Annotated in this window: 13 protein-coding genes; 5 read left to right on the top strand and 8 right to left on the bottom strand. The window is 56.1% G+C overall.

What is annotated here, in order from left to right:
• Nucleotides 1–589 precede the first annotated feature (589 nt).
• Complete coding sequence (serS, locus tag ISX84_RS02430; protein ID WP_195818725.1) at nt 590–1,807, bottom strand: serine--tRNA ligase; 1,218 nt, start codon at nt 1,805–1,807, stop codon at nt 590–592.
• A gap of 251 nt (nt 1,808–2,058) precedes the next feature.
• On the opposite strand from serS, the gene ISX84_RS02425 reads away from it, so the two are divergent.
• Nucleotides 2,059–3,021, top strand: a complete 963-nt coding sequence (locus ISX84_RS02425; RefSeq protein ID WP_195818724.1) for an FAD/NAD(P)-dependent oxidoreductase — start codon at nt 2,059–2,061, stop codon at nt 3,019–3,021.
• Between the two features lie 270 nt (nt 3,022–3,291).
• Here ISX84_RS02425 and ISX84_RS02420 read toward each other — a convergent pair whose 3' ends face one another.
• From ISX84_RS02420 to ISX84_RS02410, 3 genes are all read right to left on the bottom strand, one after another.
• Nucleotides 3,292–4,863, bottom strand: a complete 1,572-nt coding sequence (locus ISX84_RS02420) for a sulfatase family protein (protein WP_195818723.1) — start codon at nt 4,861–4,863, stop codon at nt 3,292–3,294.
• Entirely contained in the window at nt 4,860–6,788 is a 1,929-nt protein-coding gene (locus ISX84_RS02415; protein ID WP_195818722.1) for a TRAP transporter permease, read from the bottom strand. Before ISX84_RS02415 ends, ISX84_RS02420 begins: the two co-directional genes overlap by 4 nt.
• Before the next feature lie 67 nt (nt 6,789–6,855).
• Entirely contained in the window at nt 6,856–7,863 is a 1,008-nt protein-coding gene (locus tag ISX84_RS02410) for a TAXI family TRAP transporter solute-binding subunit (RefSeq protein WP_195818721.1), read from the bottom strand.
• 89 nt (nt 7,864–7,952) lie between these two features.
• On the opposite strand from ISX84_RS02410, the gene ISX84_RS02405 reads away from it, so the two are divergent.
• The 4 genes from ISX84_RS02405 (at nt 7,953) to ISX84_RS02390 (ending at nt 11,882) form a co-directional block, all read left to right on the top strand.
• A complete protein-coding gene (locus tag ISX84_RS02405; RefSeq protein ID WP_195818720.1) occupies nt 7,953–8,840 on the top strand; it encodes a LysR family transcriptional regulator in 888 nt (295 codons plus the stop codon).
• 439 nt (nt 8,841–9,279) lie between these two features.
• Nucleotides 9,280–10,095 carry a helix-turn-helix transcriptional regulator gene (locus ISX84_RS02400; protein WP_195818719.1) on the top strand — a complete coding sequence of 272 codons (816 nt, stop codon included), beginning with the start codon at nt 9,280–9,282 and terminating at the stop codon, nt 10,093–10,095.
• 97 nt (nt 10,096–10,192) lie between these two features.
• Nucleotides 10,193–11,371: a M20 metallopeptidase family protein gene (locus ISX84_RS02395; protein ID WP_195818718.1), complete on the top strand. Its 1,179-nt coding sequence runs from the start codon at nt 10,193–10,195 to the stop codon at nt 11,369–11,371.
• Between the two features lie 94 nt (nt 11,372–11,465).
• Complete coding sequence (locus ISX84_RS02390; RefSeq protein WP_195818717.1) at nt 11,466–11,882, top strand: VOC family protein; 417 nt, start codon at nt 11,466–11,468, stop codon at nt 11,880–11,882.
• Between the two features lie 549 nt (nt 11,883–12,431).
• Here the strand turns inward: ISX84_RS02390 and ISX84_RS02385 are convergent.
• The 4 genes from ISX84_RS02385 to ISX84_RS02370 form a co-directional block, all read right to left on the bottom strand.
• A complete protein-coding gene (locus ISX84_RS02385; protein WP_195818716.1) occupies nt 12,432–12,701 on the bottom strand; it encodes a hypothetical protein in 270 nt (89 codons plus the stop codon).
• Nucleotides 12,702–13,674: 973 nt separating this feature from the next.
• Nucleotides 13,675–15,285, bottom strand: coding sequence for an FGGY-family carbohydrate kinase (locus ISX84_RS02380; RefSeq protein WP_195818715.1), 1,611 nt, complete (start codon nt 15,283–15,285; stop codon nt 13,675–13,677).
• Nucleotides 15,286–15,290: 5 nt separating this feature from the next.
• Nucleotides 15,291–16,073: an ATP-binding cassette domain-containing protein gene (locus ISX84_RS02375; protein ID WP_326838689.1), complete on the bottom strand. Its 783-nt coding sequence runs from the start codon at nt 16,071–16,073 to the stop codon at nt 15,291–15,293.
• A gap of 12 nt (nt 16,074–16,085) precedes the next feature.
• Nucleotides 16,086–17,054 carry an ABC transporter permease gene (locus ISX84_RS02370; RefSeq protein ID WP_195818713.1) on the bottom strand — a complete coding sequence of 323 codons (969 nt, stop codon included), beginning with the start codon at nt 17,052–17,054 and terminating at the stop codon, nt 16,086–16,088.
• Nucleotides 17,055–17,056: the final 2 nt, after the last annotated feature.

The raw sequence follows: 17,056 nt of genomic DNA, 5'->3' as shown, positions 1-17,056 counted from the left end.
TTAGAAGCGACAGATATTCTGCGGCGCGTTCAACCTCTTTGCGATCACGTTCTGCAAACCTGACCGATCTCGGCCGCCTGTTCTTGAAAGAAACAGACAACCGCGATGGGCGCTTCATTGAAAAGGTTCGAAAGATGGATTTTTGGGGTGCCATTTCGGTTTACACCCCCGCCGCAACGCATTGATCCAAAACGGCCTGAAACAGGCACCGTTTACAGAACAACGCAACTTTTTCAGTCAGGTATGGAGGATTGCAAATCCGTGTACACCGGTTCGATTCCGGTACTCGCCTCCATTTAATTTCAATAACTTATATCATTTTTTTGCGGCGCAAAGCAGCGTCTTAGGCTCAATTTAGGCTCAAAAAAGAGAGAGTTCACTTGCTTCAGGGCCAAGAAGCGTGATCAAGACAGACCAAGTGATTGTCTCATCAGGAGGCAGCAGCATGAGATCGACAGTCTCAACGCCAGTCAAATCATAGTTAGATGGCTCGCAAATCAGAAAAGAGAGCTAGTATTCGCTTGCCCTGCGCAGAGCCCGCTCGCATGCACAAAATCTGAAGGCGGTGTCGCTTAGCAATGCCCCTAAACTAGGCGCTCAAAGAGTCCTTGCCGAAATAACTCCTCAAAACAGCCGGAATCTCGACGCTACCGTCACTGCGTTGATAGTTTTCTAGAATAGCCAGCATCACTCTTGTTACAGCAATAGCAGTGCCATTCAGCGTGTAAGCGTACTCTGGTTTCTTGCTATTTTGGTCGCGAAAGCGAATATTCAGTCGCCGCGACTGGAAATCAGTGCAATTCGAAACAGACGTTACCTCGCCATACTGCCCACCATCGCCCAATCCCGGCATCCACGCCTCAATGTCATATTTTTTATATGCTGGAGCACCTAAGTCACCGGCACAAACTGATACAACACGAAAGGGCAACCCTAAGGATTCGTATAACTCTTCTTCATGCGATCGGATTTCCTCGATCACCCTGTCGCTCTGCTCCGGGGTTGTGACTTGGTACATCTCTACTTTGGAGAACTGATGAACGCGATAAAGCCCTTTACTGGTCCTACCTGCCGCCCCCGCTTCGCGCCGGTAACAGTGGCTGAAACCAGCTAATCTCAACGGCAGTTCTTCGCTGTCGAAGATTTTGCCCGACAAATAACCACCGATGGTAATCTCAGAAGTGCCTATAAGGCTTAAGTCTGTACCTGCAACAGAGTAAATATTTTCCTCGTCCCCTCTAGGATTGAACCCCGACCCTTTTTGGATCGACTCCCTCGCTAAATCTGGAGTTTGAAGTGGTAAGTATCCTTTTGAAACCAAGAAATCTAAGGCAAAATTCTCAAGAGCCCGAGCTAACAACACGCCCTGACCTTTAAGAAAATAGAACTTTGAACCCGTTGACCGGGCACCAGCTTCAAAGTCAACCAAATCAAGTTTCTCACATATCTCCAGATGATCCAGAGCTGGAAATTCAAACTCTGTAGGCTCTCTAAATCGACGGATTTCTATGTTGTCATCGTCGTCTTTTCCGAGTGGGGTATCTGGCGAGAAGTAATTTGGTAGGTCCGCTGCCGCCAAATTGAACTTGCTTTCAAGTTCAGCTAACTTGTCGCCAATTTCCTGAGCTTCCTTCTTTAGTCTCTTACCAAGCGAAGCGTCATCTTCAACAACAGCGCTACCATCCTTGCGCCTGCGAGCGATTTCGTTTCTTTGTGAATTGACGTCCTGCAGCTTTGTTCGGAACGCCTTCACTTCGGAATACAGTTCCAAGACGCGATCTGTCTTAGCCCCGTAGAACTGTGCCACTATTTTGGTGTCACAGGAGGGATGATGGATGGCGCGGAAGCGGTATTCGGATGAAGATGCGTTGAAGCTTTTGCGCGAAACTGATCGATGCCTTTTTCGAGGCGGTGTCAGCTGGGAAGGTCATCTATCACCCAAGCACCAGGCTTTGGCGGCTCGATCCGGATGGCGGGTATGCCTACGACGGCCCAGCGGGCTCGCACGCTGGACAGGCGAAATCTGTCATTCTGGCAGCAGGCGCACAGGAGCGACCAATGCCGCTACCCGGCTGGACGCTCCCTGGTGTGATGGGTGTAGGTGCCGCGCAGATCCTCTTGAAGTCCGGCGGAGACCTTCCTGCCGGCGACATCGTTATTGTCGGGTCTGGGCCGCTTCCTCTTCTTCTGACCGAGCAACTCTCTGCGGTAGGGAGGCCCGTGAAAGCTGTTGTGGAACCTGACGGTGCCTCGGCACTCTTGGCTTCAACACCGCTGGCCTACCATGCATGTGCTGCCCCGAAGACGGCTTTCAAAGGCATCATGTTGCTCGCCAAGCGTGCTCTCAGGCGCACGCCCGTTTGGCGCAGGACGACGGCGATTGCCATCGATGGCGACGAGCGCGCAACGGGTATCAGGTTTACGTCAGGCAAGGAAATTCGAATCGACGCGTCAAATTTGCTACTTCACGATGGCATTGTCCCCAACCTTAACCCCATACGGGCCGCGAACCTTTTGACCCACTACTCGGAGCAGCAGAAGACCTGGCATGCTAAGCCGAATAACGTCATCCGCCTGGCAGGAGATGGGGCGGGCATTCTTGGCGCTGATGCGGCCGTAGTGTCAGGTCGATTGGCTGCCAGGGAGGTCTGTGGTGCCGATGGCTCGGATGCTGATCTGAGCGTGTTGGCGAAGCAGAGGTCATTCAGACGGTTTATTGATCGCAACTATCCACCAGTTTGTACGGCAACACATGCGGAACCGGACACGGTCTTGTGCCGGTGCGAGATGATAAGGGCTCATCAGGTTGAACAGAGTATCGCCTCCCATGGCACGGATCCGAACGCGATCAAGCGCGCATTACGGATCGGCATGGGACCTTGTCAGGGACGGATGTGCGGGCACTCGCTGGCAGACTTCGCTGGCAGCAAGACACAAACAACCTCAGAAACTGTCGGTCTCGCGAAAGCGAGAAACCCGATCCTGCCGGTCAGTTTTCAGAAGTTGGCCAAGCTTGAGTAGTACCGTGGGTATCTTTTGACGATTCAGTTTGGTCGCCAATTACGATGCAGTGTTCCGAATGTAGTTCAAACTTGTGGCTACCACTCGCCGCGACCTGTTCAGAGTCGTTAGTGCCCCCAAGTTTCCGTCGCGGGTATCGCTTGATTTCGCGATCGCGGCGAATGTCAGCAATGAGGGCTGCGACCGCAGCATCGCCACTAGAGGCTCAACGGCGGGTTTGGGCCGGGTTTTGAAGTTCAGCGCGAACCGGTCTTTCTGGGTGTCCCGCGATCATGCACGATATGCAGGCAATGGGGATCGGTCTTGTAGCGATATCATTCTGCGTAGCATTACTTCCGATAGAGACTGCCGCGCTGACTGCCCTGAAGGTCGATTATACAGGTTCACCGTTTCCCACGGATCAGACGACATGTCGTAAAGTTCGTTCCAGTCTTCGCCTTCCCGCAGAGACATACGGTACCGATCTGTGACGATTGTGCGAACACGCTGGGGTCTGTCAAATCCAGTCATCAGACGTTGGCTATCTTCTTCCACGATCACCGCTTCGGGTGGAGGGGTTGAATGCAGGTCACGACCCTGGATGCCGTTGTAAGGCTGGATACCGGCTCGCGCGAGAATGGTGGGGGCAATGTCGATTGATGATGCTAGACCGGGATCGTTCTTCCCCCCAGCAGGTGTTTTGGGGTCGTGCCAGATGAACGGGACCCGGATGATGCCCTGATAGTGGAGCAGAAGCTTTAGCATCAGGCCATGGTCGCCCATGTAATCACCGTGATCAGACGTAAAGATGACGACCGTGTCTTCAGCAAGACCTAGATCGTCAAGCCGCTTCAGAACTCTTCCGATGGCATCGTCGATCATTGTGATCATACCGTATGTCAAAGCGATGATGGATCGGGCTTCGTCCTCATTGACGGCAAACGGGTTCTGATTGTCGCGGGGATCAGTACCGTTTTCCATCGCTTCTTTCATAGCCCGAATGGGGGGTAGATCACCTTTGCCGAAAGTTGGGGGCAGTTCGATGTTTGCGGGGTCGTACATATTCCAGTAGCGGCCCGGCGGAGTGAAAGGATGATGCGGATCGGGGAAAGACATTTGCAAGAAGAAGGGAGCGTCGTCTTTTGCACGTTCGGTCAACCAAGCCGCACTACGATCGGCGATCCAAGAAGTCGAATAAAGCTCCTCCGGGACGGCAGTTCGCCACGCCTGTGGGGCGTTAGTCCGATTGTCCGGCAGAGCATTCTCCGGGCCGACCAACCGATCAAAGTCTTCACGCTGTTCCCGAGCCCACAAAAGGTAGTCGCCGGACGCCTGATCAGCGTGGTCTGCTGCGACCTCGACGTGTTCGAAACCGTAAAAGTCCCCGTCGATACGGTCTGCCAGAGGCCTGTCCCAATCGGGTACGACTTCCAGGTCGTATTCCGGCGTATGTCGATTGTTCTTGATGGCATCGCGCAGGTGTGGGCTGGGTGTGTGAAGGCTCTCGGATGGTGCGAACTGATTGGTAGCGGGCAGGCCGGTGAAGCTTTGGAGGTGAGATTTTCCGATCAGTCCTGTTCGGTATCCCGCGTCACGCAGCAATTCCACGAAAGTCGTGTGGTCCTTCGATAGCGGGATGCCGTTGTGTCGGGCTCCGTGAGCGGAACACATCCGGCCGGTCATGATCGACGCGCGGTTCGGCATACAGATCGGGTTGGCGACATAGAAACGATCCCACATCTTTCCCTTGGCCGCGATACCGTCGATGTTCGGCGTGCGAACCACCTTGTTGCCGCCGCAACCCAGGTGATCGGCTCGGTGTTGATCTGTGATGATGAAAAGGAAGTTTGGGCGTTTGGTCATGAGCCCTCTCCGACATGTTGCGGTGCTGTCCGTGCCGCTCGCATGTCCCAGGCGATCAGCGCGACACCGATTAGAATGGCTGGCAAATGGATGGCAGGTGCGGGCACAAGCATCGTGAACGCCACAATGAACCGCACGATGATCTCAGGGATAGTCAGCTTTCGGCGGTCATAGCCGGACAGAGCCGAAGAGAAGAGCCAGATGCAGAAACACGTCCGGGCAACGATCCAGAGGAATGGCAACAGGCTGAATTCCTCGATGATGAGGATCGTGGGATAGAAGGCAAAGACAAACGGAATGATGAACTTGGCCATACCAAGACGGAATGACATGAAGGCCGTCATCAACGGGTTGGCCCCGGCAATCGGGGCCGCCGCGTAGGCCGCGATGGCGACGGGCGGTGTCAGCGATGAGGCGACGCCGTAGTAGAAGACGAACATGTGGGCGGTCAGCATTGAGACGCCCAATTGCTGAATGGCCGGACCCATCACCAGAATAATAATGAGATACGCGGGCAGGGTTGGCATCCCCATGCCGAGAACCAGCGCGCCGATCATGGCGACCAGGAGTGCGGAGAAAAGACTCTCACCACGAATGGTCGCAATCACGTTAGCGAGTTTCAAACCGAGACCAGTAGAGTCGAGCGATCCGACCAATATCCCAATCGCCGCGATGGCAATAAGAAGGGTTGCCCCTGATTGCGAACCCTTGAGGAACGAGCGCCAGATACGCATAGGGTCAGACCGAACGTCCGGATTGATCACCGACAGTGCCAGCAAAATGACTACGGCATAGAAGCCTGCGGCGGAAGTTGAGAAACCGGCAACCAGACAGCCGATGATCGTTGCTATTGGCCCCAAGAAGAGAACCGAGTTCGTAAGATCGACTCTCGTGATTCGATCATCGACAGACATCGGCTGAACTTCGATCCCCTGGCGACGTGCCTCGACCGTGACAGCCGCAAACAGGCTAAAGTAATAGAAGAGCGCAGGGAACAGGGCCGCCACGATGATGTTGAGATATCCAACGCCTGTGAGATCAGCCATGACAAGCGCCGCTGCCCCCATGATAGGTGGCATGATCTGACCGCCCGAAGATGCCGTGGCCTCAATCCCAGCGGCGAATGTCGGAGAGAAGCCGCGCTTTTTGATCATCGGGATGGTAAACGTCCCGGTGCCCACAATGTTGGCGACAGTCGAGCCGGACATTGTGCCGAACATCGAAGACGCCAGAATGGCCGCATGGGCCGGTCCACCCCGTGTGCGGCGTGTGGCGAGGAAGGCGAACTTCAACAGCGTATCACCGGCCCCGGTGCCTTCCAGTAGCACCCCGAAAACGATGAAGATAAAAACGGTAGAAAGGACGATATTGGTGATCGATCCGAAGACGCCCTTGTTGGTGTTGTACCAAAGTGCCTCGGCGACCTCTTTCAGGGAAAAACCCGTATGGGCCATGATCCCCGGCAGGTCTTGGCCATAGAGCAGGTACAACACTCCAAAGGCCCCGACTCCGAACAGTCCCCAACCCCAAAGCCTACGGCAAAGCTCCAGAAAGACGACAAGGCCAGCCAATGCGGGCCAGGCATCGGCCTGGGTCACGTCGTACAGCGCCTTTTCCATCTGGGTCTGAACAAAGAAGAACGACCAGATAGCCCAGAGACCAGCGGCAAGCATCAAGGCGTCCAGAACCAAGTGCATTTTGGCCCTTGCCCCTGTGACCGGCCCATTGGCTTCGCGGCGGGCGCGCGACGCCGTGATGCCGACAACCAACGCCAAGGCAAAGCCCGCAGCGCGGTGGAACTTTGGCTCCACGAGTCCAATGCCGGAACTGTAAAAAGCGATGGCACCCAGCAATAGACACGCAAGCGCTGAAAGCAGCAGATACAGCTTACCAATTCCGCTGGACGGATTTGCCTCTGTAGTCATCACATTAGCCTTGGTTGAGTGTCAAAGGGTTAGAGGACCGCTGATGCGATCCTCCTACTTATCCGGTTTATGGGCGAAGAGCGTCCGGAATCGCGATTCCGGCTTCGTCATAGTACCGAGCCGCACCGGGATGCAGAGGCACGTTCACCGACGTGAATGCGGTCTCTGGCGTGACCTCCTTCAGGAAGAATGCGGTCGCTTGAACTTCGTCGAGGTTCTCCCAAAACGCCTTGGTCGCGTTGTAGACGACTTCTTCATCCACGCCAGAATGAGTGCCAATGAATTGGGTGAAGCCAAGCGCAGTGATCTCCCCACCGGTCAACTGACCTTTGTAGACACCGCCGTCAAACTGAAGCATTCCGCGACCCGGGCGTCCAAACAGCGCTTGCATCGCTTCGGAGCCTACGACATCCTCGGGGATGGAAAGAACCCGGAATTCGCCAGACAAGCCGAACTGCTCGATCTTGGACGAGCCAATTTCCGCCGGGCGGACCATCATATCGATCTTCTTGTCCGCAAGGGCAGCATATCCTTCACCCCAGCTTAGGCGGACGGCTTCATAATCTGTGCCTGCTTCGTAACCGGTAATGATTTTGATGAGTGCCTCGGATGTGGCTGAAGCCGATCCCGCAGGTGGGCCCGTGAAGATGGTTTTGCCCTTCAAGTCTTCCCAGGTCTCGACCCCGGATCCGGCTAGCGTCACCGGATGATATGCGCCTGCCTTGAATCCAAGGATTGACCGAAGCTGACCGGCGGCCTCAGGGGCGTCGCCAACACTTTCGTACATCCGCGCCTGGTTCTTCATCAGGTTGACCAGCGATGGCACCGTCGAGAAGAAGTCGATCTCTTGTCGCCCGCCTTTCAGCATTGACTTTGTGAGCGTCTGTCCGGCGTTGACTTGAATTTCAACATCCGCCTTGCCCGCTTGATTGGCGAAGGTCACGAACATGGTGTGAACCGGATCGCCTACGCCTGCCGTTTCGCCTTTAAATATTTGTGCTGTAGTCGCCGTAGGTGCGAATGCGGTTGTTGCCACTGTCGCAGCGGCAGCAACGATTTTCCTGAAGTTGTTCACGGAGTCCTCCCTTGATTTTGCCGAGAACACTAGCAGCGCATTCACATTTAATATAATCAAACAATCGATGACTTGTTTAAAGAATTGATATGAAACTTGACCCAAAGCATCTTTCTCAACTCTCGGTCATCGTCGAGGCTGGATCGTTTCAAGCGGCAGCAGATCGCCTCGGTCTGACACAGCCTGCTCTGAGCCGAAATATGAAAGCCCTGGAGGCAAGATTGGGCGTGAGCCTCTTCAACCGGGACGGACGTAGGTCTGTGCCGAATGCACTCGGCCACCGATTATCCCGAAACGGCCAAGCTATCCGTCTCGCGGAAGAGCAGGCCAGCGTCCTCGCGGATCAATCCTCTCAAGGGGCTGTTGGAGAACTCAGGATTGGGGCACCGCCCATCGTTGCTGGCAGGTTCCTCAGCACTGCCATGGCTCGGTTCATTCGAGAGAATCCAAATTGCGTGGTCGAGATGCGGACCGGGCTGGTACATGAACTCCGCGCAATGCTCGAACGTGGTCAGGTGGATGTCGTCTTGGGTCCCCAAAGCCTGGCTGATCCATCCGACAGCTTGGAGTTTAAACTGCTTATTGATGACCGTGTGGGCATATTGTGCCGAACAGGACACCCGCTGACCACTCGCCATCAATTGATGCCTTCCGATCTGGAGTCCCAGGTTTGGTTGGCACATTCCAGAGGTAGTCTACTTCGCCAACAAACAGAGGCTGCGATGACGGCATCCGGAGTGAACTCTATGCACATTGTCTGCGAGACAGACTCGATCCGATCGGTTCTTGAGATCGTATCTGCTACGGATCTCATCACCACCATGCCCATGGCGACAACTGCTTCGTACCTTGAAGACAAACTTGTCTTTCTGAAATTCGATCACCCGCAGTTTCATAGACCACTAGGCGCAATCAGACGTGCAAATTCGCCGGAAAGCTTGATTGAGCAAAGACTTCTTTCGGCTCTTGCTGATTGAGATGGCTTCTTCGAAATATGGGTATTGGTCTTTCAGTCTAAAAGCGCGCAATTTGCTTAGTGTGCACACGTAGCGAATTTCGGCAATGCGGGCTGCGACCGCAGCATTGAGGTAGCGGGTCGGATGTCGGCTAAGGGCCGACACCCCACTGGCAACTCATCAAAAGGAATTAAGAAGTTTATGTTTCACTATAAGCTATGTGATCGGAGCGAGAACGCTGTATAAACTTGGATTGCGTCAACTACCCCGCGTTCGCCACTCGGGCGATCAGAGGGTGATAATCCCATGTATCAAAGTAGGTTTGGTGCTGGGATGCCCCGGTCGACTAGGTATCTCGACGGAGCCAGAGTTGACCAATTCGGCAGTCCGACAGACTATTGCGCCACTGTCGAAATTGCATATATCACCACCGACTGGCGGACTGTCTTAGGAAAACACCGTGGAGCAGAGCCACCCGAACAACCGTTTCTGGACTGATCGGAAACTTTCCGATCTGGAGTTTTTCTCGGCCAAATTCAAGAAGCATAAATATCGACGCCATAGCCATTTTGGCTATGTCGTTGGTGTGGTTGTTGATGGGGCCGAAGCGTTCTTCTGCAGAGGAGAAATCCACACCGCTGGGCCAGGTGATATCATCCTTGTGAATCCTCAATCCCAACATGACGGAGAAGCAGCCACAGAGCTTGGGTGGGCTTATCGTGTGATCTACCCGCGCGAGGATCATTTCCTGGCCTTGGCAAATACGACAAGCCCTCCACGTTTCCTGGAATCTGTTGTGCATGACCCCGAACTGTCGGCCCGGATTGTGGGTTTGCATCAGGCAGCTGAAACGAAATCGGATCTGATCGATGCACAGTTCGCCTGGGCGGACATTCTGTTTCAGCTTGTAGCCCGTCATTCAGAGACCAAACCAACTGAATGCATTGATCGTCGGGACGCCAAGCGCATTGCAATGATCGAAGAGATTTTGCGCGCACAAGCTGTCATCGGTGTTTCACTGGAGGCAGTGGCTGCGCAGGTTGGATGCTCTCAATGGCACCTCGTGCGCTCATTCACGCGTGCCAAAGGCATCTCGCCCCATGCTTTCCTGCTGGACTGCCGCTTGCGACACGCCAAAAGCCTAATCGACGCCGGTGAGCCGCTCGCGATGGCATCTGTGGCTGCCGGGTTTGTCGATCAAAGCCATTTCACGCGCCATTTTGTGCGTGCTTACGGGTTCACACCAGGTCGCTATCAGGCGATCCGCGCACCGTAGCGCAATTTCGTACAAGACTAGGACCTCTGCCCTTATTACCTCGCCTTTGCACATGGAACGGCATCTCGCGTCTGTTCCACTAAGGAGAGAGGAACAAATGGCCCTAAACGATTTCGTGGATGCAACGCTGCCGGATGTCATCGAATGGCATCACCATCTTCATCGCAACCCAGAACTTGGCTTTCAGGAAACCAAAACATCGGATTTTGTCGCGAACAAACTTCACAGTTTTGGCCTCGAAACCCATCGCGACGTTTCCGAAACCGCCGTGGTCGGCGTCCTGAAAGCAGGCGACAGTAATCGAAGTGTCATGTTCCGCGCAGAGCTTGATGCTTTGCCCGTGGTTGAAGATACTGGCCTTCCCCATAGCTCTGAGGTCGATGGCGTGATGCACGCATGTGGCCACGATGCCCACACCGCGATGCTGCTCGGGGCCGCCAAAATGTTGAGTGAGCACCCAAACTTTGATGGAACGATCTACTTCGTCTTCCAGCCTGCCGAGGAGGTGTACGGCGGCGGGAAAAAGATGATCGCCGATGGGCTACTGGACCGCTTTCCCGCCGAAAAAGTCTTCTCTCAGCACAATTGGCCCGGCGTCAAGGAGGGCGCTGTCATTGCAACGCAGGGGCCGATCATGGCAGGTGTCGATGACTTTACCCTAACGTTCAAAGGCAGGGGTGCGCACGCGGCCATGCCGGAGCGTGGGGACGATCCTGTGCTTGCAGCGGCCGAGTTTCTTATGTCGGCACAACGCATTGCCAGTCGAACAGTCGATCCAAGGTCGGCCTTGGTTCTTTCCTTTACCCAAATTCACGGCGGCAGGATCAACAACATCGTCCCTGAGGAAGTGGCGGTACAGGGCACGGCGCGCTTTTTCGACCCAGCGATGTCGGAGCATGTCGAAACGCAGATTGGGCAGATCGCCGCTGGCATTTCACGCGCAAGCGGGATCGAGTTCGAACTGGACTATCGCAAAGGGTATCCTGCGGTGATTAACTCCATTGAGGGTGCAGCCATCGTGAAACAAGCCGCCAACAGCTTCTTGCCAAGCGAGGCCGTCGTCACAGATGAACCTCCATCCCTTGGCTGCGAGGATTTCTCATATCTTCTGAATGCTGTGGGAAGTGGGGCCTATATTTGGCTTGGGGCCGGTGAAGTCGGCCCGAGAGCCGGGCTCCACGGCAGCCGTTTTGTGTTCAACGAAAAGCTGCTCCCCGTTGGTCTCCGCATGTGGCTGGCGCTGGCCGAGACGACATTGCCAAAAGGCGTACGGTGATGGAGAAGAAAGGGGCTGCCGAAAGGGATCGGTGGGCCAGAGCCGCAATCTGTCCCGAAATGATGCGCGCTACAAACCGGCAGGAGTTCGCAAATTGATTGCCTACATCACAATTGGCGTTAATGATATCAAACGCGCAGAACACTTCTATTCCGCTTTTCTGCCAGCTCTAGGATACCAGCTAGAGATTTATCACGGGGATCTCAGCTACGCGCTGCCTGAACAGCCAGGACAGTTGCCAGGTCTGCCGGAGTTCTATGTCAAAACTCCATTTGATGGAGGGCCCGCTTCGGCTGGAAACGGGACGATGGTCGCTTTCAAAGCGTGTAATCAACAGCAGGTCCGTGATCTTCACGCGGCAGCACTTGCGGTGGGTGGCTCAAATGAAGGTGCGCCCGGCTTCCGGGACTCGTATGGCGCTAACTTCTTTGTTGGCTACCTTCGTGATCCTCAGGGCAACAAGATTGCGTTGTTCTCCAATGATCCGAACGAACCGGACCGAGACGGATAGAATGAGGTCGGGGATGGTGGAGCTGCCCAAGGATGGCCTTGGCTCCTCTCGCGCAGTTCGTCATAGGATAGCCAAGGTCGGCAGACATCGAAGCGTCGCTGCTCCCCCGGGAGAGCCAAACCTGCCAAGTCATATTAACAGCATTGCATCTACTCAAACCGATGAGAGCGCCGCATCATTGAGCCAGCGACCAATGGTGATCCACCGGCGATTTATGTGGAAAAGCCATGCCGAAAACGCCCCTTCAGCTGCGCGCCGACGACCTCACCGTGTTCGTGCGCGCCCTTTCCAAACAGTTGGGCGACGCAAGCCCTTCGCATCTGACCCTTATGACTATGGCGGCCAGAGCGGCGGGTTATCAGAACGTCCGACATATGCGTTCCAGGCACGCGGCCGCGACAAGGCTCGTGCGGGCTGCTGTTGACACGCAGGTCGATGCACGGACTTGTCGAGCGCGCATTACATCAGTTTGATGGCATGGTGTGCCTGAAGCAATGGCCGTCGTCGCGCAGTGTTCAGCCCCTCGCGCTCTGGGCACTTTAGGCGACGTTATTGAAGCGCTTGGATGCTCCGGTTGAAGGGTGTTCCTGATCGTGCCTGTTCTTGCGCGATCAACGCATTGAGGATGGCCATGGCTCGGGTCGATTGATTTTGAATCTGCCCTCCAATCTGGTCCATCGCATCCAGTTGCTGTGGAATCTGAGACATTCTCGACTGACGCATTGCAGGATCATCAACACGTGCCAAAAGTGCCCGACCAATACGTTCCATGACTATATCTTTGGCAGTTTGGCGTGCCAAAGCCGGATCACCGGCCATGCTCCGTGCTGCTGTTGCGATAGTACCGCTAACGCCTCTGTGGGAGCAGAACGTTTGCCAACCAGCGACATCGCTAAACGCTCACGGCGGCTTTTGACTTCATCAGCGGACATATCAGCGTAGTCAGGGTACATGTTAAATCTCATCATTTTCAAAATCCCTCGCTACGCGCCGCCAGCTACAAGCGCAGCTGTGCTGAACAAACCGCCCAGAGTACGTTGTTTTTGATTGTAAGCGTCTAATTCTGCTTGGTAATTGGCCTGGGTCAGACCGGCGATGTCAGGGGTGCTAATCCTGGATTGATTGGTGCTGACGTAGTTTGGTGACTGGAGTTGAGTGCCCGAAGCGATGGCCAAAATCTCGTTGATTGGCTGTTGGCGCTCTGTGATTGCCTCTTGGACAGCCTGCTGACGGCCCTGCAGGAAGAGCTGGTTATACGCAGAGGTTTCCGGCTTTTGCGTCCGCCGCCACCCAGTGCTTGCAAGTGTCCATCCAAGGCTGCATCAACCAGTTCTGCGCGATCACCAGCCTTCTGATGATGATATTTGGAAGCATCGACTACATCCCCGCCAGTCACCGTATTTCGGCTATTGGTGGCCATTGTTTGCAAAAACCTGGTCTAGAATGAAGTCGTTTGGTGATGATTTTCGGGCCGCGGGCTCGCCTAAGAGTCGGGCAGTGTAGATTTGTGAAACGAGACGCCACCGCTCCGCAGTTGAGAGATCTATACCGCGTTGTGCTGCTCTCTTCTCAAGCGCGATTCCGATGCTTCGAATACACGATGCCGAAGATAATTGAAAAGGCCCGTGGCCTGGTTGAAGCGACAAAGCGGGCGGTAGAAATCGCCACCAAAGACAGTGAGGCTGCTGCGCTGGCCTATCTCGACAGGTAGGGGGCTGCGTGATGCCGGGACTTGGTGACAACCTGAAACGCCAGTGCGATCAAGCCGAAGTCGATTGGTTCAGTCAGTTCATTAGCCATTCATGATCTTTTGTATTGAGCCGCAGTGGTCCTGCAGGCTTTTGAAGATGTTATACTTTTTGTCGTGGAACGGTCGCGCCTCAGATCGCGGGGCGAGTGCTTGACCGCCCTGTGACATCCCCTGCATCGCCTTCAGCGTTGTCGAAAACGCACCCGATGCGCGGGCGGCAAGCATCGCGGCGCCCAAGAGGACGGGTTCAGGTTGCTGCGGGATGACAACCTTGCACCCGGTGACGTCCGCCAGAGATTGGCAATAAATCCGGTTTCTCGCCATCTTGCCGCTCATGACGATTTGCGTGGTGAGAATGGATTCGCCGTCCAATTGCTCAATGATCTGCCGCGTACCGTAAGCCAGCGATTGCACGCCCGCGAGGTACTCAATCGCCAGATCCTCCATATCGGTCGCGGTGCCCTGCCCGACGGCCATGCCAAACCGCGTCGGGTCCGCCAGCGGCGACCTGCTCGCCTTGAAGTCGGGCACGATGTGGCGATGGCGGGCCTGTTGATCGTAGGGGCCCTGCCCGGCGCGGCCAAGCAACACAGTTTCGAGGTAGTCATGTGGGGTGACTTTTGCTTGCGAGGCGATGAACCGCAACTCAAACCCTGCGGCATGGCGGTTGATGATTGTGTCGAGGGCCGCCCCAGCCATGGACTGGGCCGCTTCATTGACCCACAGACCGGGCAGAACTGCGCCAAGATAAGGGCCCTCGACACCATGAACATACGCAGGCGCGCCCGAGAGGGTGATATGACAGGCAGATGTCCCGGCAATCAGGGCCATGGTCGCGCCCTCCCCCGCCGATCCGAATGTGCCCAAGGCACCGGCGTGCGCGTCGGTCAGGCCCATGGCCACGCGGGTCTTTCGCGCCAAGCCAAGGTCTTGGGCCGCATCCTCTGTCAGACCGCCGATCGGCTCTCCCGGCGCGACCATCTCCTGGCCGATGCGCCGATAGGTTTCGGTCACCAGATCGCCCAAGCCCACCTGTCGAAAGAAGGAACTGTCCCAGCCTTGGCCGCCCTGCCCCTGTTCCGATCGGTAGCTCCATCTGCACACCACCGTGCAGAGCGAACGCTTGAAGGATCCACTGGCTTTCCAGGCCAACCAGTCCGACAGGTCGAAGAAATGCGCAGCGTCATTCCAGGTGAACGGCAGATTTTCCTTCAGCCACACCAGTTTCGGGATCTGCATCTCGGGCGAGGCGATGCCACCTGTGACGCTCAGCCGTTCGTGCCCCGTCGCGTCGATCCGCTTCGCGACATCCGCTGCCCGGTGATCAGACCGGAGAATGACATCCTGCTCCGGTGCTGCATCGGGCGAAACGGAGACCGGAACGCCCTTGGGCCCCGCCACCACAAGCGACGAGGTCGCGGCAAAGCCGATGCCCGACACCAGTCGAACGTCTGTCCCGGTGCGGCGGATGACATCGTGCACGCAGTGGCAGGTCGCCGACCAGATATCCGCCGTGGACTGTTGCGCAAAGCCGGGCTGGGGATGCCAGGTGCGTATTTCATGCGCGCAGGCCCCCAGCATGTTGCCATGGATGTCGAACAGGCCTGCGCGGGCACTTGCCGTGCCCACATCCACTCCAATGAAATAGGTCATGCGGGCTAATCTATCTGCTCCAAATCGTCTTCGAGGTCCGTCATATCCTCACCCCCTGCCATGAGGTTCAGCACGTCTTCGCGGCTTTTCTCATCGCGTTTGAACCGGGCCGCCACCTCACCCTGAATGAGCACGCAGAAATCATCTCCCACGCTCATGGCGTGGCGCGCGTTGTGCGTTATGAAGACGATGCCCGCCCCGTTCTGACGCGCGATCCGCATCATCTTGAGCACGATGGACGCCTCCTTGACGCCCAAGGCCGAGGTGGGCTCATCCAGGATCAGCATCTTTGCCCCGAAATACATCGCCCGCCCGATGGCCAGCACCTGACGCTCCCCGCCTGACATGGTGCCCACCAGCTGATCGCCATCAGTCACTCGGGTGAGGCCAAACTTCTGCATCTGCTCAACCGCAATGGCGTTGGCTTTCTGCGTATCGATGCTGCGGAACGGCCAGCGGCCCCTGACCGGTTCAGCCCCCAGAAAGAAGTTGCGCCCCACACTCATCAACGGGATAGAGCCCACGTTCTGGTGTACCGTCGCAATCCCTCTCTGCCGCGCTTCCCGCGGGCCTGAGAACCGGATCTCCTGGCCTTCAAACAGGATCTGGCCGCCGGTGGGCTGGTGATAACCCGACAGCACCTTGATCAGGGTCGACTTGCCAGCGCCATTGTCGCCCAGCAGACACAGGATCTTGCCAGGCTGCACCGCCATCGACACATCCTTGAGCGCCTTGGTCGAGCCAAAGAACTTGTCGACATTGCGCAGTTCCATCAGCGGGGGGGACATGTCGTTCATATCCTAATGCGCGCTCAGCGCGAGGCGCCGGACGTAGTTGTTGGCCAGGACAGCAAGGGCGAGCAACAGACCCAGGAACAGTTGAATCCAGTCCGTGTTCCAGCCTGTGTAGAAGATGCCGCTGGAAATCACGCCAAAGAGTGCTGTGCCAAAGACGATCCCCAGAACCGAGCCATAGCCGCCGGTCAGCAGCATCCCTCCGATCACCACGACAATCGGCGCCTGAAAGACGTAGCCCATGCCATAAGTCGAATTGCCTGAGTTCCACTGAATGCCCTGAAGAACACCGACCAAGGCTGCGCAGACGCCGGTGGCGACGAAGAGGACGATCTTGACCCGCTCCACCGGCACGCCTGCGGCGCGGGCGGCGTCTTCATTGCCGCCCGTGGCGTAAATCCAGTTGCCAAAACTGCTTTTGGCGAGGATCCGGTAACCGATATAGGCCACAAGCACCCACCACAGGATCGAGATATTGGCCTGCCCGAACCGCGCCGCAAAGGCCAGTTTTGCGCTGTCTGAGGCAAAGATCGACGACGACGTAACATTCGCAATCAGGCGCGACAGACCCATGGTGGCGCCGATCACGATGAAGTTGGTCGCCAGGGTGACAATGAAGCTGGGCAGCTTGGTCTTTACAACAGCCAGCCCGTTGGCCAGCCCAATCACCGCCCCGGCCAGCAGCGCCAGCCCGATCATCGGCCAGGTCGGCGCGCTAAACTGATTTGTCCCAAGCGCGAGGATCATGGAGGCCGCGCCAACGGTCGAGCCAATCGAGAGATCAAACTCCCCCGAAATCATCAAGAGGCCGACGGGGATGGCGACAATGCCCAGCTCTGCCGCCAGGTTCAACCAACCGGCGGTGCCGTTGAGCGAGACAAACCCCGTCCCCGGCGTTGCCAGCGCAAAGAAGAGATAGGTCAGGAAGAAGGCCGCGAAGGCCCCTGTTTCCGGACGTCGCAAAAGATGTGTCAAAT

The sequence above is a fragment of the Roseobacter sp. MH60115 genome, assembly GCF_015644665.1.
In the GTDB taxonomy this organism is placed as follows: Bacteria; Pseudomonadota; Alphaproteobacteria; order Rhodobacterales; family Rhodobacteraceae; genus Roseobacter.
This window is presented reverse-complemented; position numbering and strand designations above follow the sequence as displayed.